Genomic DNA, 25,780 nt, shown 5'->3' with positions numbered 1-25,780 from the left:
CCTTATCCTCCAAGATAGGCGCGACGAACGTCGTCATTGTCCCGAAGCTCGGCAGCCGTCCCGGTCACCGAGACGTGGCCCTGCTTGAGCACATAGCCCCGATCGGCGATCGACAGCGCCATGTTGGCGTTCTGCTCGACCATCAGGATCGTCAGGCCGAGGGCCTTCCACTTCGCCAGGATGTCGTAGACCTGATCGACGAAAAGCGGCGACAGTCCCATCGACGGCTCGTCGATGCAGAGCAGCTTCGGCTTGCGCATCCATGCGCGCGCCATGGCCAGCATCTGCTGCTCACCGCCGGACATTGTGCCGGATATCTGGTTGCGTCGCTCGGCGAGCCTCGGGAACATGGCCAGCGCCTCTTCGATCTGGGCGTCCATCTCGGCCTTGGGTTCGCCGCGGCGGACATAGGCCCCGAGCTTGAGATTATCCAGGACGGTCATCTCGGAAAACATCCGCCGTCCCTCGGGGATCGAGCCGAGACCGCGCGCGATCATCTGGTAGGCGGGCGTGCCGTTCACGCGCTGCCCCTCGAAGGTGACATCGCCGCGCGCGACCTTGACCAGCCCCAGCACGGTCTTGACCGTCGTCGACTTGCCCGACGCGTTGCCGCCGAGAACGACGACCGTCTCGCCGGGCATGACGGAGACATTGACGCCGAACAGCGCCTGCACCGGACCGTAGAACACATCGATATCCGTCAACGACACCAGCGGTGCCGACTTGGGTGCCTCAGCCATCGTCGTTCACCTTTCCAAAGGCGGCAGCCGAGCGCTTCGTGCCCAGATAGGCCTCGATCACCCGCGGATCCTCCAGAGCTCCGGCCGGCGTATCGTCGACGATCACCGTGCCCTGGGACATGACGATGCAGCGTTCCGCCAGTTGGCGAACGACCTGCAGTTTGTGCTCGACCATGACGATCGTCATCGACGGCCGGCTGCGGCGCAGCTCCGCGATGATCTCGGTCAGCTCGTCGGTCTCGCTGGGGTTCATGCCGGCGGCGGGCTCGTCCAGGAGCAGGATGTCGGGATCCTGGACCAGCGCGCGGGCAATCTCGAGCCGGCGCCGGTTGGCGTAGGACAGCGAGAATGCCTGGTCGTTCCGGCGCGGCCACAGCCGGTCGCCGAACATCTTCATCACCTCTTCCGCGCGGGCTTCGGCCGCGGCAGCGCTGGCGCGATAGCCGGGCAACCGGAACAGCGCCGAGACGAGTTCGCCGACCGGTCCGTAGCGGCGCGGGCTGCGCCCGCCTCCGATCAGGCCAACCTGGGTGCCGACCAGGATGCTGTCGCGGATGGTCAGCATCGGGAACACGCGGCTCGTCTGGAAGGTGCGCGAGATGCCGAGCGCGTTGATCGCCTCGGGTGTCAGCCGGTCGATGCGCCGGCCGCCCAGGCGAATTTCGCCTTCCTGCGGGCGGATGACGCCGCTGATCATCTGCAACAGCGTGGATTTGCCGGCGCCATTGGGCCCCACCACCGCGAGGAATTCGCCCTGGCGAATGGTGAAATCCAACGCATTGGCGGCCACGACACCGCCGAAGCGACGATTGACCTTGTCGATGACGAGCGCGGCGGAGTTTGGGGTGCTCATGCTCATCGGGTCCCTGCCAGTCCCTGCGGACGGAAGCGCAGAAGAAGGAGAAGAATCGCGCCATAGGCGAGCATTCGATACTGCGCGAACTCGCGCAGGACCTCTGGCAGCAAGGCCAGCAGGACGCCGCCCACCAGCGCGCCGGTGATGTTGCCGAGACCACCCAGCACGATCATCGAGATCAGCACGATCGACGTGTCGATCATGAAGCTCTCGGGACTGACGAAGTTCTGCAGGAAGGCGAACTGCGCGCCCGCCAGTCCGGCCAGGAAGCCCGACACCAGGAACACCAGCGTCAGATAGCGCGAAACCGGAACACCGGAGGCGCGAGCGGCCAGCCGGTCCTCCCGGATGGCGCGCCAGGTGCGGCCGATCGGCGAGTTGAGCATCGCGAAGGCGATCGTGACCGCGATGGCGAGGACCACCAGGGCCTGCCAGTACTGCGCCGCCAGGCTCTTCATGTCGATGCCGCCGAGCAGCAGCGAGGGCCGCTGCACGCCGGGAATGCCCATCGGGCCGCGCGTGACATCCACCCAGTTCAGGCAGACGAGATAGACGATCTGGCCGATGGCGAGCGTCGCAAGGCCGACCGTGTGGCCGGACAGGCGGATCGTCGGCCAGTAGAGCACCGCCGCGAACACCGCCGCCGCGACACCGGCCAGCAGGAAGGCTGCCTCGGCGGGGATCCCCCAGTTGCGCCCTGCCAGGGCTGCCGCATAAGCGCCGACGCCGAAGAAGGCGGCATGACCGATCGAGATGATACCGGCCGAGCCGGTCAACAGGGTGAGCGACACCGCCAGCACGGCATAGATCGCCGCCTGCGTGCCGACCTGGAGCAGATAGTTGGAGCCGCCCAGCGCCGGGAGCAGCGCGAACAGCGCGATGACGCCGAGCAGGACCAGCAACGGCGCCTCGATCAGCCGTTGCTTGGTGCGCCCTGTGGCGCCTGCCATCGAAGCGACGACCGAGGTGGTCGGAATGCCACCCGTGGCGCCCGAGGCGCCGCCCAGCGCGTCGAGCGACTTGTTGCCGAACAGGCCGTGCGGACGGACGATCAGCACCAGCAGCAGCACGCTGAAGGCGATGACGTCGCGCCAGCCTTCACCGACATAGCCGGAGGCGAGGCTCTCGAAGATGCCGAGCAGAATGCCGCCGACGATGGCGCCGGGTATCGACGACAGGCCGCCCAGCAATGCCGCGGCGAAGCCCTTGAGGCCGTAGGGGATGCCCATCTGCGGAAAGACGGACATGTAGTACATGCCGATCAGCACGCCGGCCAGCGCGCCGAGAGCGCCGGCGAGTCCGAACGAGAACTGCCGCATCAGGGGCACGTTGATGCCCATCTGCGTCGCCGCCTCGGGATCCTGCGCCGTGGCGCGGAGGGCCTTGCCCATCCAGCTGCGCGACAGGAACAGCATCAGTCCCGCCATGACGGAAAGCGACACGGCGATGATCAGGAAGTCGACGCCGGTCAGATAGGCGGAACCGACGAACACCACATATTTCGACAGCGGCGACGGAAAGGACTGGATCTCCGCCGTCCAGATCATCTCGGCCGCAGCGTCGAAGATGATGGCGATCGCCAGCGTCGACAGCAGCGGCGCGATATAGGGCGCGTTCTGCAACGGCCGCAGCGCCAGGCGTTCGATCAACATGCCGGTGGCCGTGGTGATGGCAATCGCCAGCGGGATCGCCACGGCGATGGGCGCACCTAGCCTGACCATGGTGAAGGTCAGGAACGCTCCCAGCATCAACAGCGCGCCCTGGGCGAAGTTGATGATGTTGGCCACACCGAACACGAGGCTGAAGCCAAGTGCGATGAGGGCATAGACGAAGCCGATCACGACCCCGTTAAGGATCTGACTCAGGAAGAGTTCCAGCATGTCGGGTAAGCCTTGAAAGATCGCCGCCTGGCGGCCGAGGACCCGCTATCGGGCCCTCGGCGCAATCATGGCCGGGAGATCGTCACTGAAGCAGCGTGTAGGCGCCGTCCTTGATCTTCAGGATCGTCAGATCCTTGGCGGGGGTGCCGTTGACGAACTTCGTCACGCCGGTCACGCCGTCATAGGCCGGCAGGTCGGCGATCGCGTCGCGCAGGGCGTCGCGGGTGACCGGCTTGCCGGCGTCGGCCAGAGCCTTGGCTCCGGCGGTCGCGATGGCGATCGCGTCATAGGCATAGGCCGCCCAGAGGTCGGGATCGCGGCCATACTTGGCCTTGTACGCGTCGACGAAGGCGACCTTCGTCGGATCACCCGGGAAGAAATAGGTGGTGGTGATGACGCCGTTCGCGGCATCGCCGGCGAGCGTGATCAGCTCGGGATTGTAGAGCGTCTCGGGGCCGACAACCGTCTGCTCCAGGCCCGCCTGCCGCAGCTGCTGCAGGAAGGTGGCCGACGGGCCGTAGTGGCTGGCGAGCAGGATGCTGTCGACATTGGCCTGGCGCAGCTTCGTCACCAGCGGCCGGAAATCGCGAGCGTCGGGAAGCATCGCCTCGAACACCGGCACTTCCGAGCCGTCCTTCTCCAGCGCCGCCTTGGTAGCGTTGCCGACGAAGATGCCCCAGTCATCCTGGAAATAGATGATGGCGACCCGCTTGTGCGGGGCATTGTCCTTCAGCGCCGAGACATACTTCAGGGACATCGTGTCCTGGGTATTCGGGATACGGAACTGGTACTTGGAGATCTTGGTGTAGTCGGGGTGCGACGACGACGGGCTGACCTGCGGCACGCCGGCGGCGGCGAAGATCTCGCCGGCGGCGATCGAGTTGCCGCTGGTGAACGAGCCGATCGCCGCGACGACGGCGGGATTCTCGGAGAATTTCTGCGCGATGGCGGTCGCCTGCATCGGCTCGCCGCGATCGTCTTCGGTCAGCACGACCAGCGGCTTGCCGCCGATGCCGCCGGCGGCGTTGGTCTGCTCGACGAACAGGTTGACGGCTTCCTTGAAGCGCTCGCCATTGGCGCCGAAGCGGCCGGTCAGCGGCGCGAAGAAGCCGAAGGTCACGGAATCCTGCGATTGCGCCAAGGCCGGCGCCGGCGCGGCGAGGCCCTGCAGCAGGCCGGCGGCGACCAAAGCGAGACCGGCACGACCCAGCCAGTTCATACGACGTTTCATGATGGTTCCCGATTTTTCTGGATGGTTTCTTATGCAAAAACCCGCGCGGCCTTGCGGACGCGCGGGGATCAGATCAAGCCAGTCGCAGGGTCAGCGGGACACCCGGGCTGGTCCAGGTCTTCACGGCGGCGAGTTCCATCTCGGTGTTGCCCTCGATGATCTCGCCGCAATAGGACAGCTCGAACGGCTCGGGCGAGACATCGTCGCCGTAGTAGATGCAGATCTGCTGGCGCGGACCGTAGAAGCAGACGGAACCGCCGGCGGTCCCCTTCTCGGCGCGGCGCTGGCGGCAGATTTCCGTCAGCGTCAGCGGCTTCTCGTTCGGCATCAGCACCGGCAGGCAGAAATACAGGAGATCGCCGACGATCTTGCCGTGCTGGGCGATGCTGGTCACCGGCAGAACCTTGCGCAGCGCCTCGGCCACCGCCGGATAGCGGTCTTCCCAGATCTCGATGGTGCAGGTGTCGCGGCCATCCATGTTGAGGATCAGTTTCATGAACGGGCTCCCTGCTCCAGACCCTCGGCATTGCGCGTGCCGTAACCCGGACGCATGAATCCGGTGCAGACCCCCCAGGGGAAGGCCGCGTCCAGCCACACATGCACGCGGTTGGCATAGGCCAGCGCCGCATCCGTCAGACGCCGCAGATCGTCGAGATTGTCGACGGCCTGCGCCTCGGCGATGTAGGTGCGGACCAGACCCGAGGCATGTTCGAGACCGAACAGTTCGAAGAAGCCCGCCTTGCGGCCGACCATCTCCGAAATGACCACCTTCAGCGTGGCGAGATCGGTTTCGGGACGGTCGCACATCAGGCGAACCACCCACATGGTCTCGTCGGCGAGCGACCGGGCCGTGCCCTCGGCGAAGATCAGCGGGGTCAGATACTGCCCGCGCGAACCCACGCCGCGCACGCCTTCGCCGCGCGACAGAATACGAATCTCTTCAGGCTGTTTCAGCCAGATAGCCTCGCACTCGCGCTGAAACAGCGCGATCGCTTCTTCCAATGCCATGGGTCCTCCGTAGCGGCTCAAAACCCTCGGGTTTATCCGAGTTGTTTAGCACTCAACAAATTGCTATCGGAGTTTGAAAACCTTGACAAGACCTTGCCGACATCGCTCAGCCAAGCAGTTCCAACTTGCCCGGCATCAAAGATCGACGACATCGGTGGCGGCTCCCGCATCCCGGGTGCGGCTCACGACAGGAAAGGCCGGAAGGCCCGCCGTCTTGGTCGTCACGCCTCGGCGGCAGCGCGAAAGCTGCGAGCGCTATGAAGGTGTCAACACCGCGCGAAAAGCCTCGACATTGCCTTGAGCGCGAGGAAGCGACGAATAGGTTAGGTCCGTTCTGATCATCGCTTGCGAGGACCTCGCCATGCGAGCCGGATTGACGCGACGCGTCGGCTGTCATCCTTCGCTGCGCCGACTCTTGCGCGACCCACGCCCGACGACGGATCTGTGCGGTCGTTTTCGCCAGCCCTGGCCGGCGAGGCGGAGCCTCGGCTCCAGGACTCGACGATGATCTGGCCGCAGCGGCCCGAGCGCCTTCCGAAGAGCGCTCCCAGCATCGAGCCGATGCTGGCGGCGAAGAGGGCAAAGCGACAGATCTCCCTCGCGCGGCGGAGGCCGAGTGGGATTCGATCCCGGGACGGACGCCGCGGTTCAGAGTTCCGACGCGATCTTTTCGGATGGCATGCGCTCGCCGGCGGCGGCGCTGGCGCTCTCGGCCGGCAGGTTGCTGCGCGCCTTCAGGTTCTCGATCGCCTGGTGCCAGTGGCTCTCCGCCCTGCCCTCGGGCTTCCGTTCGGCCAGCCAGATCCGGTGGGCTTCGTCCGCGATCTCTTGTTCGGTGAACTGGGTCATGGAATTCCCTCCCTGAGCAAGCCGACATGCGCGCCTGCTGGGATTCAACCCGCCCGGGGGCAGCCGGTTCCGGAGACAGGTGTGAGGCAGCACCGAATTCGGGACGCCCCCCTTCCGACATGCGCGCCCGCCGCCGCTCAATAGTACTCGAGCCTCGAACTGCTCGACGGCAAAGGCGTCGTCAATGCCGAGATCATTGGCCAGCGGCTGCCGCTGGTCTCGGCGCAGACGAGTTGATCGATTCGGGCCGCCAACAGGAACCGGTCGAGATTCACCCATTGCAAGACCGACGATCTCAGCAGCGCGGTGCGATAGGCGCGCTCCCTGGCCAGGTCGAACAAGAATCGCAATTGGTGCAGTAGGGCATCCGTGGATACGGGTCGGCGCCTGACCTAACAGGCGGTCCGGCCTGCGCCATCCAGCCCTAGCCGAATCCCATCGATTTCGCGCGGCAGACCGGCGGGAGACGGTAAGTCCAGGACAAGGGATCGAGCGGCCGGCGGCGACCTAGGTCACCGCCGGGTGTCGTTCGTCAGGCCGGCGTCGGCGCGTCGGGGCGGAGCAGGCCGGCCGTCTTCAGATCGGACCAGAGCGAGACCGGCACCGGACGCTCGAAGGCGGCGCGGTTGCGCTTCGTCTCGTCAGCCGAGACCGAGCCCATCACCAGCGAGGCGACGGCGGGATGACCGAGCGGGAAGCGGAGCGCCGCGTCGGCAAGCGAGACGCCATGCGCTTCGCAGACGGCCTGGATCTTCGCCACGCGGTCGAGGATCTCCGGCGGCGCATCCCGATAATTGTATTTCGCGCCCGGGACCGGGCCGGTGGCGAGGATGCCGGAATTGAACACGCCGCCCAGCATCATGCCGATGCCCTTCTCCACCGCCAGCGGCAGGAAGCTGTCGAGCGCCGGCTGCTCCAGAAGCGAATAGCGGCCGGCCAGCAGCATGGCGTCGAAATCGCCGGCGCGGGCAAAGCGCTCGCACATGTCGGCCTCGTTCAGGCCGACGCCGATCGCGTCGATCACCTTCTCGGCGCGGAGCTTCTCCAGAGCCTTGTAGACGCCGTCCATCGCCGCCTTGAAGTGGCCTTCGACCTTGTCCTTGCCATGGGTATAGACGTCGACATCGTGGATCAGCACGATCTCGATCCGGTCGGTGCCGAGGCGGATCAGCGACTGCTCCAGCGAGCGCATGGCGCCGTCATAGGAGTAATCGAGGCGGGCCGGATGCGGCAGGCCGCCGGCGAAATTCGGCGGCTGGGTGTTGCCGTCGGCCGGCTGATGCAGCGGGTCCATCCAGCGGCCGACCTTGGTCGACAGCACATAGGATTTGCGCGGCACACGGCGCAGCACGGTGCCGATGCGGTGCTCGGCCAGGCCGTGGCCGTAGAAGGGCGAGGTGTCGTAGAGCGTGACGCCCGCCTCGACTGCCGCCTCGACGGCGCCGAGCGCCGCCTTGTCGTCGAGCCGGTGATAGAGATCGCCGAGCGGCGCGGAGCCGAAGCCGAGCGTGGTGACCGGGATCCCCGTCCGTCCGAGCGGACGTGTTTCAAGTGCCATGGCGTTCCATTCCCTGTGATTTTTCGGAACGGAAAGGAAACGCCACCGATGCGCGCGCCCCGGACCCTCGCCGGCGCCGCGCGACCGGACATCTCCCCCGTCCCTTCGCGGCGACAGGTTCCGCATTGAACTCCGGTTCCGTCAAGACCCCGTGACGGCCGCCAAGGCCTGGCGGCACAAAAACGAAGAGGGCCGCCCCACTGGGCGGCCCTCTTCGTTTGATTGTCGCCTAGTAAGCGTTCTGGCCGCTGCCGTCGGAGAAATTGCTGTCTTCCTGAAGGCCGATCGTGCCGTTGTCGTTCTTGGTGATAATGACATGCTCACCGGGGGCGAGGTTCCGGAGCAAGAGCGGTTGGCTGACCCGATAGGTACCACTGCCGACGATCGTGATGGTGCCCATGGCGGGATCGGCATGGCTCACAACACCGCCGATTGTTTCCGCCGCGAGGGCGGGACCGCCGACGAGAAGACCGGCGAGGGGAAGAATGAAGGCGAGCTTGCTCATGACTTCGTTTCCTTGATCCGATCGGTTTCCCCATCCCTTTTGCAAAGATGGCCCCGGCCCGAGGCGCGGCAATCGGTCGGGACGAACATGAACAAAATTTCATCCGGCAGCCATATGATGGCCATGCCTTGCGTCATCGTCCGGACGGCAAACTTCGGCCGCCACTCGCTCAGACGCTGATCAATCCGGTGGCGAGGCCGTAGAGCGCGGCGAGCGCGCCGGCGACCGCGACGGCGAACAAAGCCCATTCGGCCGGCGTGAAGACGCGCTTGCCCTGCTCACGGCGGGCGATGACGAACAGAATGGTGCCGGGCGCGTAGATCACCGTCGAAAGCAGCAGGAATTTGAGCCCGCCGGCATAGATCAGGCCGACGGCATAGGCGGTGGCGATCGTCGCCCGCACCAGATCGCCGCGCCGCGCCGCCGGATCGCCCGCATAGGTCTCGCCGCGAAGGGCGAGCTTCAGCGCATAGGCGGCCACCAGCAGATAGGGCAGCAGGATCATCGACGAGGTCAGCTTCAGCGCCAGCAGGAAGGCCTGCTCGGCGAAAAAGGTGAAGACGAGGAAGATCTGGATCAGGCTGCTGGTCAGCCACAGCGCCGCCGCCGGCACCTGGTTCCGGTTCTCGCGCGCCAGGAAGCGCGGCATGCTCTCCATCCGCGCGGCGGAATAGAGCACCTCGGCGGCGAGCAGCGACCAGGACAGATAGGCGCCGAGCACCGAGATGATCAGGCCGATGCTGACGAAGACGGCGCCCCAGCGCCCGACCACCGCCTGCAAGACGCCGGCCATGGACGGATTGCGCAAGGCCGCCAGTTCCGGCCGCAGCAGCACGCCGTAGGACAGCATCGTCACCAGCACCAGCAGGCAGAGCACGCCGACGAAGCCAAGGATGGTGGCCAGACCGACATCGTCGCGGTTCCTGGCATAGCGCGAATAGACGCTCGCCCCCTCGATGCCGACGAAGACGAACACCGTCACCAGCATGGTGCCGCGCACCTGGTTGAACAGATCGCCAAAGGTCGGCGCCTCGCCGCCCCAGAAATTGAGCGCGAAGATGTCGGCTTGGAAGCCAAAACCGACAAAGACCAGGAAGATCAGGATCGGGATGATCTTGGCGACGGTGACAATGGTGTTGAGGCCCGCCGCCTGCTTGACGCCGCGCAGGATCATGAAGTGCACGCCCCAGAGGATCAGCGACGAACTGAGGATGGCGGTCACCGTGTTGCCCTCGCCGAAGGTCGGCACCAGCGCGCCCAGCGTCGACTTGATCAGCACGAAATAGGAGACGTTGCCGAGGCAGCAGACGGTCCAGTAGCCGAGCGCCGAGGCGAAGCCGAGATAGTTGCCGAAGCCGGCCTTGGCATAGGCGAAGACGCCGGCATCGAGATCCGGCTTGCGGCGCGACAGGCTCTGGAACACCAGCGCCAGCATCAGCATGCCGGTGCCGGCGATTGCCCACGCGATCAGCGCGCCGAAGCCGCCTGTGACGCGGCCGAAGGTCTGCGGCAGCGAGAAGATGCCCGCACCCACCATCGAGCCGACCACCATGGCGCTCAGATTGGGCAGGGACAGTTTCTGCGCCGACGACGATGCCATGTGATTCCCCCCGGAACGGACGCGACGTTTCCCTGCCGCAGAGGCAGGCAAGGACAGGCGCGGCACAATACCGCTCATTCCTGCTTTGGATGGTGAATTCAAACGAATTCTACTGGGAGGGGAAAGAAACCGAACCCGGGGCGGACGAACCATCCGTCCCGGGAGATCCAGGATTATCAAGACAGGCGATGGCCATGAAGGGAGCGGACAGGATTAGTACCCGCCGTCACCAGCGCCGGAATAGGAAGAGTCTTCCTGAATTCCGACGGTGTTATTCTCATTGACCGTGACGATGACGTGCTCGCCCGGCGCCAGGCCGTGCAGCAGGACCGGCTCGCTGACCTGGAAGGTCGAGCCGCCCAGCAACGTCACTTCACCCGTCATCGGATCGGCACGTGCGACGACACCATTGTAGACGTCTGCGGCGAGAGCCGAGCCGGTAGTCAGGACAAGGCCCGATAGGGCCAGGAGCAGGGTGAGTTTCTTCATTTCTGTTCTCCGGCGGATTGTCATCGAAGTGCCCGCCAGCCCGTGCCAGACGTGGCGTCCATGCGCCGCCATAGCAACCCGGATGAACGAAAGGTGATCTGCTCGCGATCGCTCGCCGGCGCCGGTAGCCAAGCCGGAAGCGGTGCGCTAGAGCAGGCGGAGGTTCGATATCGGGGGATCTGCGATGCGTCTGGCAAGTTTGGCTTTCATCACGCTCGGCAGCCTCTGCCTGGCCGGTCCGGTACTCGCCGAGAGCGCGGCGGCGCGCGGCAAGCAGGTCGTCGACCAATGGTGCCGCGAATGCCATCTGCGCGCCAACGACAAGCCGAACCCGGTGATGGCGCCGCGCTACGAGGACATCGTCCGCCGCGCCGGCCGCAACGAGGCCTATTTCCGGAAATTCCTGCACGAAGACCATTTTCCGATGACGATCTTCCGCCTGCGCGAGGACGAAAAGCGCGATGTCCTCGCCTACCTGATGTCGCTGAAGAAGCGCTGACGCTCCCGCGTCTCAGCGATCGATCGCGAAGTCCTCGAACCAGGCGCGCGGCTCGCCGGCGACCCAGGCCGCAATCATGCGCGAGGCCAGGAAGCTGAAGGTGATGCCGTTGCCGCCATAGCCATAGGCGGCCAGCAGGTTCGGTGCGCCTGGAACCGGCCCGATCAGCGGCAGGCCGTCCGCCGTCTCGCCGAAGGCGGCCGTCCACGCCGCCTCGATCTCGAACGAAAGCTGCGGCTGCAGCCCCCGCATCCGGTCGACCAGTCGCGCGGCCTTCGCCGGCATCCGCGCCTCCCGCTCCGTCGCGTCGACGATTTCCTCGTCTTCGCCGCCGACCAGCAGGCGGTTTTCCGCGTCGAAGCGGGCGTAGAGATAGGGATCGGCCGCCTCCCAGATCAGCGCCCTGTCGCGCCAGAGCCTGCCGGCCGCCTGCGGCGGCGTCGCGATGCACCAGGTCGAGACAATCCTGTGCAGGCGGGACGGCACGAAATCGGGCATATCGTAGCCGGTCGCCAGCACGATGGTGCCCGCCTCGATCGTGGCGCCCGAGGCGAGCGCCACCGCGCCGCCATGCGGAAGGGAATCATAGCGAACCACCTCGTCGGCGACGAAGCGGGCACCGCGCTCGAAGGCGCGCCGCAGCAGGCCCTGCGCCAGCCGCACCGGATCGGACTCGGCGCTTCCCTCTGCCACCAGCGCGGCGGGGCGATCGATGCCGAACCGCGCCATCAGGGCGCCGCGATCGAGCGCTTCGCCGGGAAGTCCGGCCCGCTGCCGCGCAGCATGCTCGGCCGCGAGGCTGTCCGGCAACGCGCCGGCCTCCGCCAGATAGAGCGACGGGCGTGGCGCGTGGCGGCAATCAATCCCCAGCCCCGCCACCAGCGCGCCCAGTTCGCGAACCGCCGCCAGCGAGCGCCTGTAGACCGATACAGCCTTGTCGAAGCCATAGGCGTCGGCCAGTTCCACCAGCGGCGTATCGATTTCCCAGAGCAGCATGGCGGTGCTGGCGGCGGTGCTGCCGTGACCGGGGAACGCGCGATCGACCACCAGCACGGAAAGTCCCTGCCGGGTCAGCGCCTCGGCGGTCATCGCGCCGGTGATGCCGCCGCCGACGATCAGGACATCGCAGGCGGTGCCGCCGGCGAGGCGCAACGTCGCCAGTTCGACGGCGGGCGGACGCCACGGCGCGGCGCCGGAACGGACGGGATGCAAGCCCTCATCGTCTTCCTCGCCCGGTTCGGACCGGTCACCGTCGAAGGATGTCATGCCGGGCACGCTGCCGCGCGGCGCACTTTCGGGCTTGTGAGGTGTCTTGTCAGCATATCGCCCCCTGATCCGGCAAACGGCGGAAGGCAACAAGGGTTCCGGCCGAAGCGTCGGAAGCCGGCGCCGGTCAGAAACAGCGAGGGAGTTGGCGATCGGCGATCGCAGACAGCCGTCACGCGGGCCGGAAAAACGAAAAGCCGCCCGGTGGGCGGCTTTCGGTGGAGAATTGGTGGAGCCAATCGGAATCGAACCGACGACCTCTTGAATGCCATTCAAGCGCTCTCCCAACTGAGCTATGGCCCCACGCTTTCTCTTAAAGAACCGAGGGGTTGGGACCCCCCGGGAACGGCGCAACTCTTAAGCCGCGCTCTTTTTCAAATCAAGCGCCAATTCGAGAAAATCGACTGGCGCCTGTGGATAGCCTCAGGACTCTTCGTCCTCGACCCCGCCGATGATATCGGCAACGTCATCGCCTTCCTCTTCTTCCTCGATGAAGACGTCATCCACTTCATCGTCGGCGATTTCGACGTCGTCGTCATCGTCGCTCACCGCGGCGCTAACGCCGCCGGATGCCTCTTCATCAGCCTCTTCGAGGCTGACGAACTCGGCGTCCTTCTCGACGACCTCGTCCTCAACTTCATCCTCGTCATCCGCCACATTCGCCGGCCGTGCCTTGGCAGCCGGGCCGGACTCGAAGTAGGAGCGAGGATACGAAACGCCCGTAAAGGGCGAAACGATGGGATCTTTGTTCAGGTCGTAGAACTTCTTGCCCGTCTCCGGGTCGACCCGCTTGGTGCCGAGTTCCGCTTTCGCCACGTCGTGCCTCATCGGTTAAAAGAGCGGGCCTCCCATAATGACTCGCATCGGCCCTGTCAAAAGCATTTCTATCCGGCGGTCCAAGCCGGATGACGCCGCCGGCTTGCCGTGCTATCCGACGACCGTCCCTTCAGGTCTCTGAGCCCGCATGCGCGACCACCCGTTTCGCACCTGCCGAACGCCCGAGGAACCCGATCCCATGTCATCCCAGCTTCGTCCGCCCGCCCCGCTGACCGCGACCGCGATGGGCCCGCTCAGCGGCCGCGTCCGCGTCGCCGGCGACAAGTCGATCTCGCATCGTGCGCTGATGCTGGGCGCCTTGGCAATCGGCGAAACCACGATCGACGGACTGATGGAAAGCGACGACATCCTGGCGACGGTTTCAGCCATGCGGGCCTTCGGCGCGCTGGTGACGCGATCGGCGCCTGGCGCCTGGCGCGTGCGCGGTCTCGGCGTCGGCGGCTTCCTGGAACCGGAGGACGTCATCGACTTCGGCAATGCCGGCACAGGCGTCCGGCTGGCCATGGGACTGGTCGGCAGCCAAGCGATCGCCGCAACCTTCTCCGGCGACGCCATGCTGCGCGGTCGTTCGTTCAGCCGCTTCCTCGATCCGTTGCGCCGCATGGGTGTGCAGGCGATCACCCGTTCCAACGACCGGCTGCCGATGACGATCAAGGGTCCCGACGTCACCCTGCCGCTCGAATACCGCATGCCGGTCGCCTCCGCCCAGGTGAAGTCGGCCGTGCTGCTCGCCGGCCTCAACACGCCCGGCGTCACGACGATCATCGAGCCGGTGGCGACGCGCGACCATACCGAGCGCATGCTGACCGCCTTTGGCGCCGCGATCGAGATCGACCGCAACGAGGATGGCGAGCGCATCGTGCGGCTCGAAGGCCGGCGCGACCTCAGGGCGCAGGCGATCGCCATTCCCGGCGATCCGAGCCTCGCCGCCTTTCCGCTCGTCGCGGCGCTCCTGGTCGAGGGCTCCGACCTGACGATCGAATCCGTATTGCTGAACCCGATGCGCAGCGGCCTGATCGAGACGCTGGTCGAGATGGGCGGCGACATCCGCATTTCCAACCGCCGGGCGCTCGGTGGCGAGGAAGTCGGCGACATCCACGTCCGCGGCAGCCGGCTCAAGGGCGTCGTCGTGCCGCCGGAGCGCGCACCGGCGATGATTGACGAATATCCGCTTCTGGCGATCGCCGCCGCCTTTGCCGAAGGCACCACGATGATGGACGGGCTGGGCGAGTTGCGGATGAAGGCCTCCGACCGCATCGCCGTGGTGGCCGCCGGCCTCGCCGCCAACGGCATCACGGTCGAGGAAGGGCCGGAATCGCTCGCCGTGACGGGCGGCGCGCCGTCGATCGGCGGCGGCCGCGTCACGACCCGGCTCGATCCGCGCGTCGCCATGAGCTTCCTGGTCCTCGGCCTGGCCGGCCATGCCGGCGTGACGATCGACGATTTCGGCCCGGTCCAGACCAGTTTCCCCGAATTCCAGAGCCTGATGAGCGGGCTCGGAGCCCATTTCGAGAAGGCGGAGCCTCCCGCAGCATGATCATCGCAATCGACGGACCCGCCGCCGCCGGCAAGGGCACCATCGCCGTCAAGCTCGCCCAGCATTACGGGCTGAACCATCTCGATACCGGCCTGCTCTACCGCGCCATCGGCCGGCTGATGACCGAACAGGGCCTCGATCTCGACGATCCGGAAGCCGCCGGCGCCGTTGCCCGCCAGCTGCGGCCCAAGGATCTCGCCCATGCCGACCTGCGCGGCCGCGAGGCCGGCGAACTCGCCTCGCGCGTCGCCGTCCACCCGGAAGTGCGCGCCGCGCTGGTCGATTTCCAGCGCGATTTCGCCCGCACGCCGCCCGGCGCCGTGCTCGACGGCCGCGACATCGGCACGGCGATCTGCCCGAATGCCGACGTCAAGATCTTCGTCACCGCCTCGCCGGAAGTGCGCGCCCGACGCCGCACGGACGAGCTCAACGCCAAGGGTCGCGACGTCCCCTACGAACGCATCCTGGCCGAGATTCTGGAGCGTGACGAACGCGATTCGCATCGCTCCGCCGCCCCGCTGCGCCAGGCCGACGACGCCATTCGTCTCGACACCACGGCGCTCGACGCCGACGCCGCCTTTCAGGCCGCGGTGGCGATCGTCGAGGCCGGACACGAGTGATTGAACGCGACCCAGCGGCAAAGTCGCAGAAACCGGCCAATTTTACCTTGCCGCACCGGCAGCGACCCTATATAGAGCCCTGATCTGTGCGATCCGGACGTCTGTGCGCCTCTTGCGATGGCGGGCTGACGTCTCGAAAGCATGGATAAGTACCCGCATCCCGATCCGGAAGCGTCGGTCCGCCCCAAGCGGTAGCCCTGATTTCCGTCGAGGGCAGGATCGAGATCGCGGGTTTTCGCAACACCAACCGCCGACGCATGCCAGAGATGGCACCAGGAGTTTTCATGGCTGTTACCAATCCGTCCCGCGAAGATTTCGCCGCCCTGCTCGAAGAGTCCTTCGCCAACGAAGACCTTTTCGAAGGCAGCGTCGTCAAGGGTACGATCGTCGCTATCGAGAAGGACCTCGCGGTCATTGACGTCGGTCTGAAGACCGAAGGCCGCGTGGCGCTCAAGGAATTCAACGGCCCGGGTCGCGACAACGCGCTCAAGGTCGGCGATGTGGTCGAGGTCTATCTCGAGCGCGTTGAAAATGCTCTCGGCGAAGCCGTTCTCTCGCGCGACAAGGCTCGCCGCGAGGAGAGCTGGATCCGTCTCGAGGAGCAGTTCAACAAGAACGAGAAGGTCACGGGCGTCATCTTCAACCAGGTCAAGGGTGGCTTCACCGTCGATCTGGACGGCGCCGTCGCCTTCCTGCCGCGCTCGCAGGTGGACATCCGCCCGGTTCGCGACGTCGGCCCGCTGATGCACACGCCGCAGCCCTTCCAGATCCTCAAGATGGACAAGCGTCGCGGCAACATCGTCGTCTCGCGTCGTACCGTGCTTGAAGAGACCCGCGCCGAGCAGCGTTCGGAGCTCGTCCAGAGCCTCGAAGAAGGTCAGATCATCGAAGGCGTCGTCAAGAACATCACCGACTACGGTGCGTTCGTCGACCTCGGCGGCATCGATGGCCTGCTGCACGTCACCGACATCGCGTGGCGCCGCATCAACCATCCGACCGAGGTGCTCTCGATCGGCCAGACCGTCCGCGTGCAGATCATCCGCGTCAATCACGAGACGCACCGTATCTCGCTCGGCATGAAGCAGCTCGAGGCCGATCCGTGGTCGGGCATCGAGGCCAAGTATCCGGTCGGCGCCAAGTTCTCGGGTCGCGTCACGAACATCACCGACTACGGTGCGTTCGTTGAGCTCGAGCCGGGCATCGAAGGCCTGATCCACGTCTCCGAGATGTCCTGGACGAAGAAGAACGTCCATCCGGGCAAGATCGTCTCGACCTCGCAGGAAGTCGACGTGATGATCCTCGAGGTCGATCCGGTCAAGCGTCGTATCTCGCTCGGCCTGAAGCAGACCCTGTCGAACCCGTGGGAGAGCTTCTCGGAGAAGTATCCGATCGGCTCGATCGTCGAAGGCGAAGTCAAGAACAAGACCGAGTTCGGTCTGTTCATCGGTCTCGACGGCGACGTCGACGGCATGGTCCACCTGTCGGATCTCGACTGGAACCGTCCCGGCGAGCAGGTCATCGACGAGTACAACCGCGGCGACATCGTCAAGGCGCAGGTGCTCGACGTCGACATCGACAAGGAGCGCATCTCGCTCGGCATCAAGCAGGTCGGCGGCGATCCGTTCGTCGAAGTCTCGGGCGAAGTCCGCAAGGGCTCGGTCGTGACCTGCGAGATCCTCGCTGTCACCGAAGCTGGCCTCGAAGTCCGCATCGCCGACACCGACCTGACCTCCTTCATCCGTCGCGCCGACCTGTCGCGCGATCGGTCGGAGCAGCGTCCGGAGCGGTTCGCCGCTGGCGAGAAGGTTGATGCCCGCATCACCAACTTCGACAAGAAGGCCCGCAAGGTCGCCGTTTCGATCAAGGCGCTGGAAATCGCCGAAGAGAAGGAAGCGGTTGCCCAGTTCGGTTCGTCGGATTCGGGTGCGTCGCTCGGCGACATCCTCGGCGCGGCCCTCAAGGCACGCCAGGGCGGCGACGAGTAATCGTCCCATCCCTTGAAAATCAGGAAACGCCCCGGCTTGTCCGGGGCGTTTTCGTTTCCACCGGCCGCACGCGCCGTTTGATTTCGTCTCGCAAAACAGTTAACCCCTTGAGCCTTCGTGGGTATCCGGAGGCGCAAGGCCATGAGCATCGACGCGGACCAGATCATCGACCGCCGCCGCTTGCGGCGGAAGCTGACCACCTGGCGCATCCTGGCGTTCGTCGCCGCGGTCCTCGCCATCGTCGGCGCTTCCCTGCTGGCAGTCGGCGGCACCGAGGCGCTGACGGGCCGGTCGCGCCCGCATATCGCCCGCCTGACGCTTTCCGGTTTCATCTCCGACAACCGGGCCCAGCTCGATCTGATCGAGAAGCTCGGCGACAGCCCGGCGGTCCGGGGCGTCATCGTCTCGATCAACTCCAGTGGTGGCGCCACCACGGGCGGCGAAGCGCTCTATGACGCCATCCGCAAGCTCTCGGCCAAGAAGCCGACGGTCGCCGCCATCCGCACCGTCGGCGCCTCGGCCGCCTATATGAGCGCCATCGCCGCCGACCACGTCGTCGCCTACCGCACCTCGATCACAGGCTCGATCGGCGTGCTGTTCCAGTCGCCCGAAGTCAGCGGTGCCATGGAAAAGCTCGGCATCAAGCTGACCGAGGTGAAGTCGTCGCCGCTCAAGGCCGCGCCCTCGCCCTTCGCGCCGCCGACGCCGGAAGCGCTCGCCGTCATCGACAGCCTGGTCCGCGATACATACGGCTGGTTCGTCGACATCGTCGCCGAACGGCGCAAGTTCGACCGCCCGAAGGCGCTCGGGCTTGCCGACGGCCGCGTCTTCTCCGGCCATCAGGCGCTCGAGGCCGGGCTGATCGACGAGATCGGCGGCGAGGAAGTCGCGATCGCCTGGCTCGCCAGGGCGAAGGGCGTCGATGCCAAGCTCAACGTCATCGACTGGAAGCCGGAGGAATCGGCGCTGTCCTTCCCGTTCGGCAGCGCGGCGATCGTGTGGCTGGCCCGCGAAATCGGCATTCCGGCCGACTTGCTGCGCGCCAGCGGCGTCGCCGAGCTGATCCCGGCCAGACTCCAGCTTGACGGTCTCCTATCCGTTTGGCACGCTCCGTCCGGTCTGAACGCTGAGGGGGCACCACGGTGATCAAGTCCGAGCTGGTACAGAAGATCGCCGAGCAGAACCCTCATCTCTATCAAAGAGATGTGGAGCACATCGTCAATTCGATCCTCGACGAGATCATCGATGCGCTGGCGCGGGGGGACCGGGTCGAACTGCGCGGCTTCGGCGCCTTCTCGGTCAAGAACCGGCCGGCCCGCCAGGGCCGCAACCCGCGCACGGGCTCCAAGGTCGAGGTGACTGAGAAATACGTGCCCTTCTTCAAGACGGGCAAGGAGATGCGCGAGCGTCTCAACGACGAGGACTAGCCGTGTCCATGAAGAAGATACTGGCGGTCGTCGTTTTCGTTCCGGTCGCCATCGTCGCGGTCGCGCTTTCGGTCGCCAACCGCCACGACGTCGCCCTGTCGCTCGATCCGTTCAACGCGGCCGATCCGGCCGTGGCGATCGCCATGCCGCTCTATGCGCTGGTCTTCGCGGCCGTTGCCGTCGGCGTCGTCATCGGCGGTGTCGCCACCTGGCTCGGCCAAGGCCGATGGCGTCGCCAGGCCCGCCGCCTGAAGCACGAGGCGAAGGACATGCGCCGCGAGACCGCCCAGTATCGCGCCAGCTCGACCAGTCCCGCCACGACGCTTCCCGCCGTCCGCCGCGACGCGGCCTGACAGGCTCCGGCATCCGTCAAAGGTTTTCTTCGACGCCGCCCCGGACCTTCCCGAAACGACGCGCGAGCCCGGATGCCCGACTGCCTTGATAGCGGCCAGATCCGGGTGCATATCGCGACGTCTCTTGCCACCGCTGCCGCGCACCACCGTTCCGGCCGTCTTTCCGGATCGGCCCGGCAGCATCTTTCTTGGACTTGGGCCCGCTTTCGTGGCAAACCCTTGCGCCATACCGTGATCACCTCACTTGCCGTGATTGTTGAACTATGTCCGTGATCGTCAAAATCTGTGGTCTTTCGACCGAGGCGACCGTCGACGCCGCGCTTGCCGCCGGCGCGGACATGATCGGTTTCGTCTTTTTTCCGAAGAGTCCGCGCGCCGTCTCGCTCGAGCGTGCCGCCACGCTGGCCGCCCGCGCCCGCGGCCGGGCCGAGATCGTCGCGTTGACGGTCGACATGGACGACGCTTCGCTCGCGGAGATCGTCGCGACGGTCAGGCCCGACTGGCTGCAGCTGCATGGCGGCGAGAGCGTCGCCCGCGTCGCCGAGGTCCGGTCGCGCTTCGGCCTCCCGGTCATGAAGGCGCTCGGCATTCGTGGCGCCGAGGACCTCGCCGGACTCCCCGCCTATGCCGCGGTCGCCGATCGCCTGCTGCTCGACGCCAAGCCGCCCAAGGGCGCGGACCGGCCCGGCGGCAATGGCGTGTCGTTCGACTGGCGCCTGCTCGATGCGCTTGACCCCAGGCTTTCCTATATGCTTTCCGGCGGCCTCGACGCAGACAACGTAGCGGAAGCCTTGGCGCTGACACGGCCGTTCGGGATCGACGCCTCGTCGGGCGTGGAGACCGCCCCCGGTATCAAGGATCCGGACAGGATCCAGGCTTTCATCGCCGCCATTCGCGGCTTCCGATCCAATGCTGACAAAGGCCGGACGATTGCCGGCGAGAGGATGACGTCGTGACTGCTCCCGTCCAGCCCAACTCGTTCAAGACCGGCCCGGACGAACGGGGCTATTTCGGCATCTATGGCGGCCGCTTCGTCGCCGAGACGCTGATGCCGCTGATCCTCGAGCTGCAGCAGGCCTATGAGGACGCCAAGGCCGACCCCGCCTTCAAGGCCGAGCTGCAGGCACTCTCGACCCACTACGCCGGCCGTCCCTCGAAGCTCTATTTCGCCGAAGGCCTGACCAAGCATCTCGGCGGTGCGCGCATCTTCTTCAAGCGCGAGGACCTGAACCACACCGGCAGCCACAAGATCAACAACTGCCTCGGCCAGATCCTGCTCGCCAAGCGCATGGGCAAGACGCGGATCATCGCCGAGACCGGCGCCGGTCAGCACGGCGTCGCCTCCGCGACCGTCGCGGCGCGCTTTGGTCTGCCCTGCTTCGTCTACATGGGCGCCACCGACGTCGAGCGGCAGGCCCCGAACGTCTTCCGCATGAAGCTGCTGGGAGCGACGGTGAATCCCGTCACCGCCGGCAACGGCACGCTCAAGGACGCCATGAACGAGGCGCTGCGCGACTGGGTGTCGAATGTCGAGGACACCTATTACCTGATCGGCACCGCCGCCGGCCCGCATCCCTATCCCGAGCTGGTGCGCGACTTCCAGTCGGTGATCGGCACCGAGGCGCGCGCCCAGATGCTGGAGCAGGAAGGCCGCCTGCCCGACATGATCATCGCCGCCGTCGGCGGCGGCTCGAACGCCATCGGCCTGTTCCATCCGTTCCTGGACGACAGGGATGTCGAGATTGTCGGCGTCGAAGCCGGCGGCCACGGCGTCGATATCGAGAACGGCCACGCCGCCTCGATGACCGGCGGCCGCCCCGGTGTGCTGCACGGCAACCGCACCTATCTGCTGCAGGATGCCGACGGCCAGATCCTCGAAGGCCATTCGGTCTCGGCTGGCCTCGATTATCCCGGCGTCGGTCCCGAGCATAGCTGGCTGCGCGACACCGGCCGCGTCCAGTATGTGCCGATCGTCGACCAGGAGGCGCTCGACGCCTTCCAGGTCTGCACCCGCGTCGAAGGCATCATTCCGGCGTTGGAATCGGCGCATGCCATCGCCCAGGCGATCAAGGTCGCGCCGACCATGGCCAAGGACAAGACCATCATCGTCAATCTCTCCGGCCGCGGCGACAAGGACGTCCACACCGTGGGCAAGCTCCTCGGCATGGACATCTGATTGATGCGGTTCATGGGGGACATGCGTTCTTCACCTCTCCCTGAGGGAGAGGTCGGCCCGCAGGGCCGGGTGAGGGTTTACGCCCTCTCCGGAAACGCCATGAACCCTCACCCGCCGGCTTCGCCGTCGACCTCTCCCTCAGGGAGAGGTGAAGATCGGCCTATCGCCAGCTCACGCAGGATTGCCTCGGCAACACCTGCCAGATTTTCATATATGTCGGTATTTGATACACGCAGGATATGGAATCCGAGCGACCGAAGGATCTCGGTTCGCTGCGCATCATGCGCCCGTTCCGCATCACTCCCGTGCGTCGCGCCGTCGACTTCGACAACCAGCCTGCCGGCCATCGTCACGAAATCGACGACATGTCGACCAATTGGATGTTGCCGCCTGAACTTCCAGTCGGCCAGCCTTCGTCCGCGCAGCAGGTACCAGAGCCGTGCCTCGGCCGAGGTCTGCGACGATCTCAGCGCGCGCGCTCTTGACCTGAACCGTTCCATCGGTCGCTCCCCCGGCCACTGGCTTCACCTCTCCCTGAGGGAGAGGTCGACGGCCGAAGGCCGGCGGGTGAGGGTTTACGTCCGTACCGGATGGTTCCCTAAACCCTCACCCGGAGCTTCGCTCCGACCTCTCCCTCAGGGAGAGGTGAAGAGGGAGCCGCGCCTTCATTCGCCCCGTCGTCGACTTGACGCAACAATGCATCGAGCCTAGGCCCATTGTCATGACTGAAACCCGCATCGACCGCCGCTTCGCGAGCCTCAAGTCCGAGGGTCGGCCCGCGCTCGTCACCTTCATGACGGCCGGCGACCCCGACCCGGACACCACACTGGCGCTGCTGAAGGCCCTTCCCGGGGCCGGGGCCGACGTGATCGAGCTCGGCATGCCGTTCTCCGATCCGATGGCCGACGGCCCGGCGATCCAGGCCGCCGGCCTGCGCGCGCTGAAGGGCGGCCAGACGCTCCAGAAGACGCTCGACCTCGTCCGCACCTTCCGCCAGTCGGACGATGCGACGCCGATCGTGCTGATGGGCTATTACAACCCGATCTATTCCTTCGGCTCGGAAGCCTTCGTCGCCGCGGCGAAGGCCGCCGGCGTCGACGGACTGATCATCGTCGATCTGCCGCCGGAGGCCGATGACGAGCTCTGCCTGCCGGCGCTCGAGGCCGGATTGAACTTCATCCGCCTGGCGACGCCGACCACCGACGACAAGCGATTGCCGGCGGTGCTCGCCAATACGTCGGGCTTCGTCTATTACGTCTCGATCAACGGCATCACCGGCTCGGCAGCTCCCGACGCCTCGCGTGTCGCCGAGTCCGTTGCGCGGATCAAGCGCCACACCCATCTACCGGTTTCCGTCGGTTTCGGCGTCAGGACAGCCGAGCAGGCGGCAGCCATCGGCGCGAATGCCGATGGCGTCGTCGTCGGTTCGGCCATCGTCTCGGCCGTCGCGGCGTCGCTCGACAGCGAAGGCCGCGCGACCCCCGCGACCGTGCCGGCCGTCCTGGCACTCGTTTCCGATCTGGCGGGCGGCGTTCGCGCAGCCCGCAAATCGGTCGCCGCCTGAACAAGGATTACGCGATGAACTGGATCAACGACGTCGTTCGTCCGAAGATCAAGAGCCTCTTGAACAAGCGCGAGGTTCCCGAGAACCTCTGGATCAAATGCCCCGAGACCGGCGAGATGGTGTTCCATCGCGACCTCGAGGCCAATCACTACGTGATCCCGAATTCGGGCTATCACATGCGGATGAGCGCGCCGAAGCGCCTCTCCTATTTCTTCGACGACGGCAAGTATGAGTCGATCGCCGTTCCCGACGTCGCGATCGACCCGCTGAAGTTCCGCGACGAGCGCCGCTATACCGACCGCCTGAAGGACGCTCGCACCAAAACCGGCCTGCAGGACGCCATCCTGGTCGGCGCCGGCACCGTCGAGGGCGTGCCGATGGTCACGGCCGTGCAGGATTTCGACTTCATGGGCGGTTCGCTCGGCATGGCCGCCGGCGAAGCGGTCATCGCCGGCATGGAAGCGGCGCTGAAGCGCAAGCAGCCCTTCGTCATGTTTGCCGCCTCCGGCGGCGCCCGCATGCAGGAAGGCATCCTGTCGCTGATGCAGCTGCCCCGCACCACGGCCGGCGTCATCGCGCTGCGCGAGGCGAAGCTGCCCTATATCGTCGTCTTGACCAATCCGACGACGGGCGGCGTCACCGCCTCCTACGCCATGCTGGGCGACATCCAGATCGCCGAGCCCGGCGCGCTGATCGGCTTCGCCGGACCGCGCGTCATCGAGCAGACGATCCGCGAGAAGCTGCCGGCCGGCTTCCAGCGCTCGGAATTCCTGAACGAGCACGGCATGGTCGACCTGGTCGTCCACCGCCACCAGCTCCGCGAGACGATCGCCCGGCTCTGCGGCGTGCTCGGCCCGCAGCCGGCGAAGGCACCCGCCAAGGCCATCAAGGCTCCGGCGGCGCCCGTCGCGAAGGACGTCGCCCTGGCGACCTGATCGCCGCCAGGCCTGCGCATCAATCAATCCACCGGTCGGCGGTCCCAGGGGCCGCGGCCGGCCTTTGCGTGGATTTTGGCCACGCCACGGGATCGCGTCATGGACCGCAGCACCGTCATCCTGGAGCGCCTGTTCCAGCTCCACCCGAAGGAAATCGACCTCTCGCTCGATCGGCTGAAGCCGCTGATGGCGAAGCTGGGCGCGCCGGAGACCAAGCTGGGGCCGGTGCTGCATGTCGCCGGCACCAACGGCAAGGGTTCGACCACCGCCTTCCTGCGCGCCATGATCGAGGCGGCCGGCCTCACCGTGCATGTCTACACCTCGCCGCATCTGGTGCGTTTCCACGAACGCATCCGCATCGGCCAGAAAGGTGGCGGCCGCTTCGTCGACGAGGACGAGCTGGTCGACACGCTGCTCGACATCGAGAAGGTGAATGACGGCGCGCCGATCACCCATTTCGAGATCACCACCGCCGCCGCCTTCAAGCTGTTCGCCGATCACCCGGCCGACGTGACGCTGCTCGAGGTCGGGCTGGGCGGTCGCTATGACGCCACCAACATCGTCGACCGTCCGGACGTGGCCGTGATCACGCCCATCTCGCTCGACCACGAAAAGTTCTTCGGCAGCGCCCTCGACGGCATCGCGCACGAGAAGTCCGGCATCATCAAGCAGGGCCGGCCCGTCATCGTCGCGCCGCAGACACCAATCGTGCTCGACGTGATCGAGCGCGACGCGGCGAAGCTCCGGGCGCCGCTGTTCATCGGCAACCAGGACTGGGTGGCGCATGCCGAGCGCGGCCGGCTCGTCTACCAGGACGAGGACGGGCTGCTCGATCTGCCGCCGCCGCGCCTGCCCGGGCGCCACCAGTTCGTCAATGCCGGCGCCGCCATCGCGGCGCTGCGCCGCTCCAGCCTCGACGTGCCGGTCGCGGCGATCGAGGCCGGTCTGCAGAACGTCGAATGGCCGGCGCGGATGCAGCGGCTCACCAGCGGCCGGCTGGTCGACCAGGCGCCGCCCGAATCCGAGATATGGCTCGACGGCGGCCACAACCCGGGCGCTGGCCTTGTCGTCGCCGAGGCGGTCGCCGATCTCGAGGAACGAGTCTCGCGGCCGCTCTACCTGATCGCCGGCATGCTGGTGACCAAGGACCCGGTCGGCTTCTTCCGCCCCTTCGCCGGCCTGGCGCAGCATGTCTACACCGTGCCGATTGAGGGTTCGAACGCCGGGCGCGATCCGCTCGAGCTCGCTGCCGCCGCCGAAGCGGCCGGCATCGCGTCAAGCGCCACGTCTGGCGTCGAGGCGGCGCTGGCAGCGATCCGCAAGGCGCTGCCGCCCGGCATCGCGCCGCGCATCCTGATCTGCGGGTCGCTTTATCTCGGCGGCACCGTGCTCGCCGCCAACGGAACCCTGCCGCGCTGAACACGGAAGATGCCGGTCAGCCGGCGTCCGGACAAGAAAACGGGGCCGCGAGGGCCCCGTTCGACGTCGATGGTAGAGCGATCAGATCGCGCCCTTGATCCATTCGGCCAGCCGGCTCTTCGGCGCGGCGCCAACCTGGATCGAGGTCGGCTCACCGTCCTTGAACAGGATCAGCGTCGGGATCGAACGCACGCCGTAGCGAACCGCGATGTCGGGATTCTCGTCGATGTTCAGCTTGGCGATCGTCACCTTGCCTTCCATCTCCGTCTGAATTTCCTCGAGCGCGGGCGCGATCATGCGGCAGGGACCGCACCATTCCGCCCAGAAATCGACGACAACCGGGCCGGATGCCCCCAGAACGTCGGCGTCGAAGGAACTATCCGTTACTTTGGCAGTCGCCATGGCAAGCCTCAAAAAGGATGGGAGAGAGTGGTTCTAAGGTAGGA

Annotated in this window: 28 protein-coding genes and 1 tRNA gene; 12 read left to right on the top strand and 17 right to left on the bottom strand. The window is 66.3% G+C overall.

The window, feature by feature from the left end:
• Positions 1 to 2: 2 nt before the first annotated feature.
• The 12 genes from G342_RS0106590 to G342_RS0106530 all read right to left on the bottom strand — a co-directional run bounded on the left by G342_RS0106590 (position 3) and on the right by G342_RS0106530 (position 10,716).
• Positions 3 to 740 carry an ABC transporter ATP-binding protein gene (locus G342_RS0106590; RefSeq protein ID WP_018182323.1) on the bottom strand — a complete coding sequence of 246 codons (738 nt, stop codon included), beginning with the start codon at positions 738 to 740 and terminating at the stop codon, positions 3 to 5.
• Complete coding sequence (locus G342_RS23470) at positions 733 to 1,593, bottom strand: ABC transporter ATP-binding protein (protein ID WP_040878366.1); 861 nt, start codon at positions 1,591 to 1,593, stop codon at positions 733 to 735. Before G342_RS23470 ends, G342_RS0106590 begins: the two co-directional genes overlap by 8 nt.
• 2 nt (positions 1,594 to 1,595) lie before the next feature.
• A complete protein-coding gene (locus tag G342_RS0106580; RefSeq protein ID WP_018182321.1) occupies positions 1,596 to 3,476 on the bottom strand; it encodes an ABC transporter permease in 1,881 nt (626 codons plus the stop codon).
• Positions 3,477 to 3,558: 82 nt separating this feature from the next.
• Complete coding sequence (locus G342_RS0106575; protein WP_083931138.1) at positions 3,559 to 4,707, bottom strand: ABC transporter substrate-binding protein; 1,149 nt, start codon at positions 4,705 to 4,707, stop codon at positions 3,559 to 3,561.
• 73 nt (positions 4,708 to 4,780) lie between these two features.
• Entirely contained in the window at positions 4,781 to 5,203 is a 423-nt protein-coding gene (locus tag G342_RS0106570; protein ID WP_018182319.1) for a hypothetical protein, read from the bottom strand.
• The gene (locus G342_RS23465; RefSeq protein WP_018182318.1) at positions 5,200 to 5,715 is read right to left on the bottom strand and encodes a cucumopine synthase-related protein; all 516 of its coding nucleotides are present in this window, start codon (positions 5,713 to 5,715) and stop codon (positions 5,200 to 5,202) included. The genes G342_RS0106570 and G342_RS23465 overlap by 4 nt, the downstream gene beginning before the upstream one ends.
• 648 nt (positions 5,716 to 6,363) lie before the next feature.
• The gene (locus G342_RS26245; RefSeq protein WP_018182317.1) at positions 6,364 to 6,564 is read right to left on the bottom strand and encodes a DUF2934 domain-containing protein; all 201 of its coding nucleotides are present in this window, start codon (positions 6,562 to 6,564) and stop codon (positions 6,364 to 6,366) included.
• A 137-nt stretch (positions 6,565 to 6,701) separates the two neighbouring features.
• The gene (locus G342_RS26240; RefSeq protein ID WP_198010748.1) at positions 6,702 to 6,905 is read right to left on the bottom strand and encodes a hypothetical protein; all 204 of its coding nucleotides are present in this window, start codon (positions 6,903 to 6,905) and stop codon (positions 6,702 to 6,704) included.
• Positions 6,906 to 7,096: 191 nt separating this feature from the next.
• Complete coding sequence (locus tag G342_RS0106550; RefSeq protein ID WP_018182315.1) at positions 7,097 to 8,122, bottom strand: aldo/keto reductase; 1,026 nt, start codon at positions 8,120 to 8,122, stop codon at positions 7,097 to 7,099.
• 229 nt (positions 8,123 to 8,351) lie between these two features.
• Positions 8,352 to 8,627 (bottom strand): hypothetical protein, encoded by a 276-nt coding sequence (locus G342_RS0106545; protein ID WP_018182314.1) that lies wholly within the window; start codon positions 8,625 to 8,627, stop codon positions 8,352 to 8,354.
• Positions 8,628 to 8,796: 169 nt separating this feature from the next.
• Entirely contained in the window at positions 8,797 to 10,227 is a 1,431-nt protein-coding gene (locus G342_RS0106535) for a basic amino acid/polyamine antiporter (protein WP_018182312.1), read from the bottom strand.
• 213 nt (positions 10,228 to 10,440) lie between these two features.
• Positions 10,441 to 10,716 (bottom strand): hypothetical protein, encoded by a 276-nt coding sequence (locus G342_RS0106530; protein WP_018182311.1) that lies wholly within the window; start codon positions 10,714 to 10,716, stop codon positions 10,441 to 10,443.
• A gap of 184 nt (positions 10,717 to 10,900) precedes the next feature.
• Between G342_RS0106530 and G342_RS0106525 the strand changes: the two genes are divergently transcribed.
• Entirely contained in the window at positions 10,901 to 11,215 is a 315-nt protein-coding gene (locus tag G342_RS0106525) for a c-type cytochrome (protein WP_018182310.1), read from the top strand.
• Positions 11,216 to 11,227: 12 nt separating this feature from the next.
• On the opposite strand, the gene G342_RS0106520 is transcribed toward G342_RS0106525, so the two are convergent.
• From G342_RS0106520 to G342_RS0106510, 3 genes are all read right to left on the bottom strand, one after another.
• The gene (locus tag G342_RS0106520) at positions 11,228 to 12,481 is read right to left on the bottom strand and encodes an NAD(P)/FAD-dependent oxidoreductase (RefSeq protein ID WP_018182309.1); all 1,254 of its coding nucleotides are present in this window, start codon (positions 12,479 to 12,481) and stop codon (positions 11,228 to 11,230) included.
• Positions 12,482 to 12,708: 227 nt separating this feature from the next.
• Positions 12,709 to 12,784 (bottom strand) — tRNA-Ala (locus G342_RS0106515).
• A gap of 120 nt (positions 12,785 to 12,904) precedes the next feature.
• Positions 12,905 to 13,297: a TIGR02300 family protein gene (locus G342_RS0106510; RefSeq protein WP_018182308.1), complete on the bottom strand. Its 393-nt coding sequence runs from the start codon at positions 13,295 to 13,297 to the stop codon at positions 12,905 to 12,907.
• A gap of 199 nt (positions 13,298 to 13,496) precedes the next feature.
• Between G342_RS0106510 and aroA the strand changes: the two genes are divergently transcribed.
• From aroA to trpB, 8 genes are all read left to right on the top strand, one after another.
• Positions 13,497 to 14,855, top strand: a complete 1,359-nt coding sequence (aroA, locus tag G342_RS0106505) for a 3-phosphoshikimate 1-carboxyvinyltransferase (RefSeq protein WP_018182307.1) — start codon at positions 13,497 to 13,499, stop codon at positions 14,853 to 14,855.
• Positions 14,852 to 15,475: a (d)CMP kinase gene (gene cmk / locus G342_RS0106500; protein WP_018182306.1), complete on the top strand. Its 624-nt coding sequence runs from the start codon at positions 14,852 to 14,854 to the stop codon at positions 15,473 to 15,475. Before aroA ends, cmk begins: the two co-directional genes overlap by 4 nt.
• A gap of 284 nt (positions 15,476 to 15,759) precedes the next feature.
• Complete coding sequence (gene rpsA / locus G342_RS0106495; protein WP_018182305.1) at positions 15,760 to 17,460, top strand: 30S ribosomal protein S1; 1,701 nt, start codon at positions 15,760 to 15,762, stop codon at positions 17,458 to 17,460.
• 141 nt (positions 17,461 to 17,601) lie between these two features.
• Positions 17,602 to 18,606, top strand: a complete 1,005-nt coding sequence (gene sppA, locus G342_RS0106490) for a signal peptide peptidase SppA (protein WP_018182304.1) — start codon at positions 17,602 to 17,604, stop codon at positions 18,604 to 18,606.
• Positions 18,603 to 18,887 carry an integration host factor subunit beta gene (gene ihfB, locus G342_RS0106485; protein ID WP_018182303.1) on the top strand — a complete coding sequence of 95 codons (285 nt, stop codon included), beginning with the start codon at positions 18,603 to 18,605 and terminating at the stop codon, positions 18,885 to 18,887. The genes sppA and ihfB overlap by 4 nt, the downstream gene beginning before the upstream one ends.
• An 8-nt stretch (positions 18,888 to 18,895) precedes the next feature.
• Positions 18,896 to 19,240 (top strand): lipopolysaccharide assembly protein LapA domain-containing protein, encoded by a 345-nt coding sequence (locus G342_RS0106480; RefSeq protein ID WP_018182302.1) that lies wholly within the window; start codon positions 18,896 to 18,898, stop codon positions 19,238 to 19,240.
• Positions 19,241 to 19,503: 263 nt separating this feature from the next.
• Positions 19,504 to 20,196, top strand: a complete 693-nt coding sequence (locus tag G342_RS0106475; protein ID WP_018182301.1) for a phosphoribosylanthranilate isomerase — start codon at positions 19,504 to 19,506, stop codon at positions 20,194 to 20,196.
• Positions 20,193 to 21,416, top strand: coding sequence for a tryptophan synthase subunit beta (gene trpB, locus G342_RS0106470; RefSeq protein ID WP_018182300.1), 1,224 nt, complete (start codon positions 20,193 to 20,195; stop codon positions 21,414 to 21,416). The genes G342_RS0106475 and trpB overlap by 4 nt, the downstream gene beginning before the upstream one ends.
• Before the next feature lie 107 nt (positions 21,417 to 21,523).
• Here trpB and G342_RS0106465 read toward each other — a convergent pair whose 3' ends face one another.
• Positions 21,524 to 21,916 carry an endonuclease domain-containing protein gene (locus G342_RS0106465; protein ID WP_018182299.1) on the bottom strand — a complete coding sequence of 131 codons (393 nt, stop codon included), beginning with the start codon at positions 21,914 to 21,916 and terminating at the stop codon, positions 21,524 to 21,526.
• A gap of 221 nt (positions 21,917 to 22,137) precedes the next feature.
• On the opposite strand from G342_RS0106465, the gene trpA reads away from it, so the two are divergent.
• The 3 genes from trpA to G342_RS0106450 all read left to right on the top strand — a co-directional run bounded on the left by trpA (position 22,138) and on the right by G342_RS0106450 (position 25,334).
• On the top strand, positions 22,138 to 22,980 hold the full coding sequence (gene trpA / locus G342_RS0106460) for a tryptophan synthase subunit alpha (protein WP_018182298.1): 843 nt from the start codon (positions 22,138 to 22,140) through the stop codon (positions 22,978 to 22,980).
• A 14-nt stretch (positions 22,981 to 22,994) separates the two neighbouring features.
• Entirely contained in the window at positions 22,995 to 23,915 is a 921-nt protein-coding gene (gene accD / locus G342_RS0106455; protein WP_018182297.1) for an acetyl-CoA carboxylase, carboxyltransferase subunit beta, read from the top strand.
• A 99-nt stretch (positions 23,916 to 24,014) separates the two neighbouring features.
• On the top strand, positions 24,015 to 25,334 hold the full coding sequence (locus tag G342_RS0106450) for a bifunctional folylpolyglutamate synthase/dihydrofolate synthase (protein WP_018182296.1): 1,320 nt from the start codon (positions 24,015 to 24,017) through the stop codon (positions 25,332 to 25,334).
• An 81-nt stretch (positions 25,335 to 25,415) separates the two neighbouring features.
• Here G342_RS0106450 and trxA read toward each other — a convergent pair whose 3' ends face one another.
• Positions 25,416 to 25,736 (bottom strand): thioredoxin, encoded by a 321-nt coding sequence (gene trxA / locus G342_RS0106445; protein ID WP_026304185.1) that lies wholly within the window; start codon positions 25,734 to 25,736, stop codon positions 25,416 to 25,418.
• Between the last annotated feature and the right edge of the window lie 44 nt (positions 25,737 to 25,780).

Origin of the sequence: Kaistia granuli DSM 23481 (assembly GCF_000380505.1) — a bacterium.
Taxonomy (GTDB): Bacteria; Pseudomonadota; Alphaproteobacteria; order Rhizobiales; family Kaistiaceae; genus Kaistia; species Kaistia granuli.
The sequence above is the reverse complement of the archived record's forward strand: the minus strand, read 5'-3'. Positions and strand labels throughout refer to the sequence as shown.

Coding starts and splice junctions, on each gene's coding strand:
- G342_RS0106570 (WP_018182319.1), bottom strand. CDS start 5,203: ATGAAACTGATCCTCAACATGGATGGCCGCGACACCTGCACCATCGAG.
- G342_RS0106520 (WP_018182309.1), bottom strand. CDS start 12,481: ATGACATCCTTCGACGGTGACCGGTCCGAACCGGGCGAGGAAGACGAT.
- sppA (WP_018182304.1), top strand. CDS start 17,602: ATGAGCATCGACGCGGACCAGATCATCGACCGCCGCCGCTTGCGGCGG.
- G342_RS0106550 (WP_018182315.1), bottom strand. CDS start 8,122: ATGGCACTTGAAACACGTCCGCTCGGACGGACGGGGATCCCGGTCACC.
- G342_RS0106590 (WP_018182323.1), bottom strand. CDS start 740: ATGGCTGAGGCACCCAAGTCGGCACCGCTGGTGTCGTTGACGGATATC.
- accD (WP_018182297.1), top strand. CDS start 22,995: ATGAACTGGATCAACGACGTCGTTCGTCCGAAGATCAAGAGCCTCTTG.
- rpsA (WP_018182305.1), top strand. CDS start 15,760: ATGGCTGTTACCAATCCGTCCCGCGAAGATTTCGCCGCCCTGCTCGAA.
- G342_RS0106475 (WP_018182301.1), top strand. CDS start 19,504: ATGTCCGTGATCGTCAAAATCTGTGGTCTTTCGACCGAGGCGACCGTC.
- G342_RS0106535 (WP_018182312.1), bottom strand. CDS start 10,227: ATGGCATCGTCGTCGGCGCAGAAACTGTCCCTGCCCAATCTGAGCGCC.
- G342_RS0106580 (WP_018182321.1), bottom strand. CDS start 3,476: ATGCTGGAACTCTTCCTGAGTCAGATCCTTAACGGGGTCGTGATCGGC.
- aroA (WP_018182307.1), top strand. CDS start 13,497: ATGTCATCCCAGCTTCGTCCGCCCGCCCCGCTGACCGCGACCGCGATG.
- G342_RS0106530 (WP_018182311.1), bottom strand. CDS start 10,716: ATGAAGAAACTCACCCTGCTCCTGGCCCTATCGGGCCTTGTCCTGACT.
- G342_RS0106525 (WP_018182310.1), top strand. CDS start 10,901: ATGCGTCTGGCAAGTTTGGCTTTCATCACGCTCGGCAGCCTCTGCCTG.
- G342_RS0106480 (WP_018182302.1), top strand. CDS start 18,896: ATGAAGAAGATACTGGCGGTCGTCGTTTTCGTTCCGGTCGCCATCGTC.
- G342_RS0106465 (WP_018182299.1), bottom strand. CDS start 21,916: ATGGAACGGTTCAGGTCAAGAGCGCGCGCGCTGAGATCGTCGCAGACC.
- G342_RS26245 (WP_018182317.1), bottom strand. CDS start 6,564: ATGACCCAGTTCACCGAACAAGAGATCGCGGACGAAGCCCACCGGATC.
- G342_RS0106545 (WP_018182314.1), bottom strand. CDS start 8,627: ATGAGCAAGCTCGCCTTCATTCTTCCCCTCGCCGGTCTTCTCGTCGGC.
- G342_RS0106450 (WP_018182296.1), top strand. CDS start 24,015: ATGGACCGCAGCACCGTCATCCTGGAGCGCCTGTTCCAGCTCCACCCG.
- cmk (WP_018182306.1), top strand. CDS start 14,852: ATGATCATCGCAATCGACGGACCCGCCGCCGCCGGCAAGGGCACCATC.
- trxA (WP_026304185.1), bottom strand. CDS start 25,736: ATGGCGACTGCCAAAGTAACGGATAGTTCCTTCGACGCCGACGTTCTG.
- trpA (WP_018182298.1), top strand. CDS start 22,138: ATGACTGAAACCCGCATCGACCGCCGCTTCGCGAGCCTCAAGTCCGAG.
- G342_RS0106575 (WP_083931138.1), bottom strand. CDS start 4,707: ATGAAACGTCGTATGAACTGGCTGGGTCGTGCCGGTCTCGCTTTGGTC.
- G342_RS23465 (WP_018182318.1), bottom strand. CDS start 5,715: ATGGCATTGGAAGAAGCGATCGCGCTGTTTCAGCGCGAGTGCGAGGCT.
- G342_RS23470 (WP_040878366.1), bottom strand. CDS start 1,593: ATGAGCACCCCAAACTCCGCCGCGCTCGTCATCGACAAGGTCAATCGT.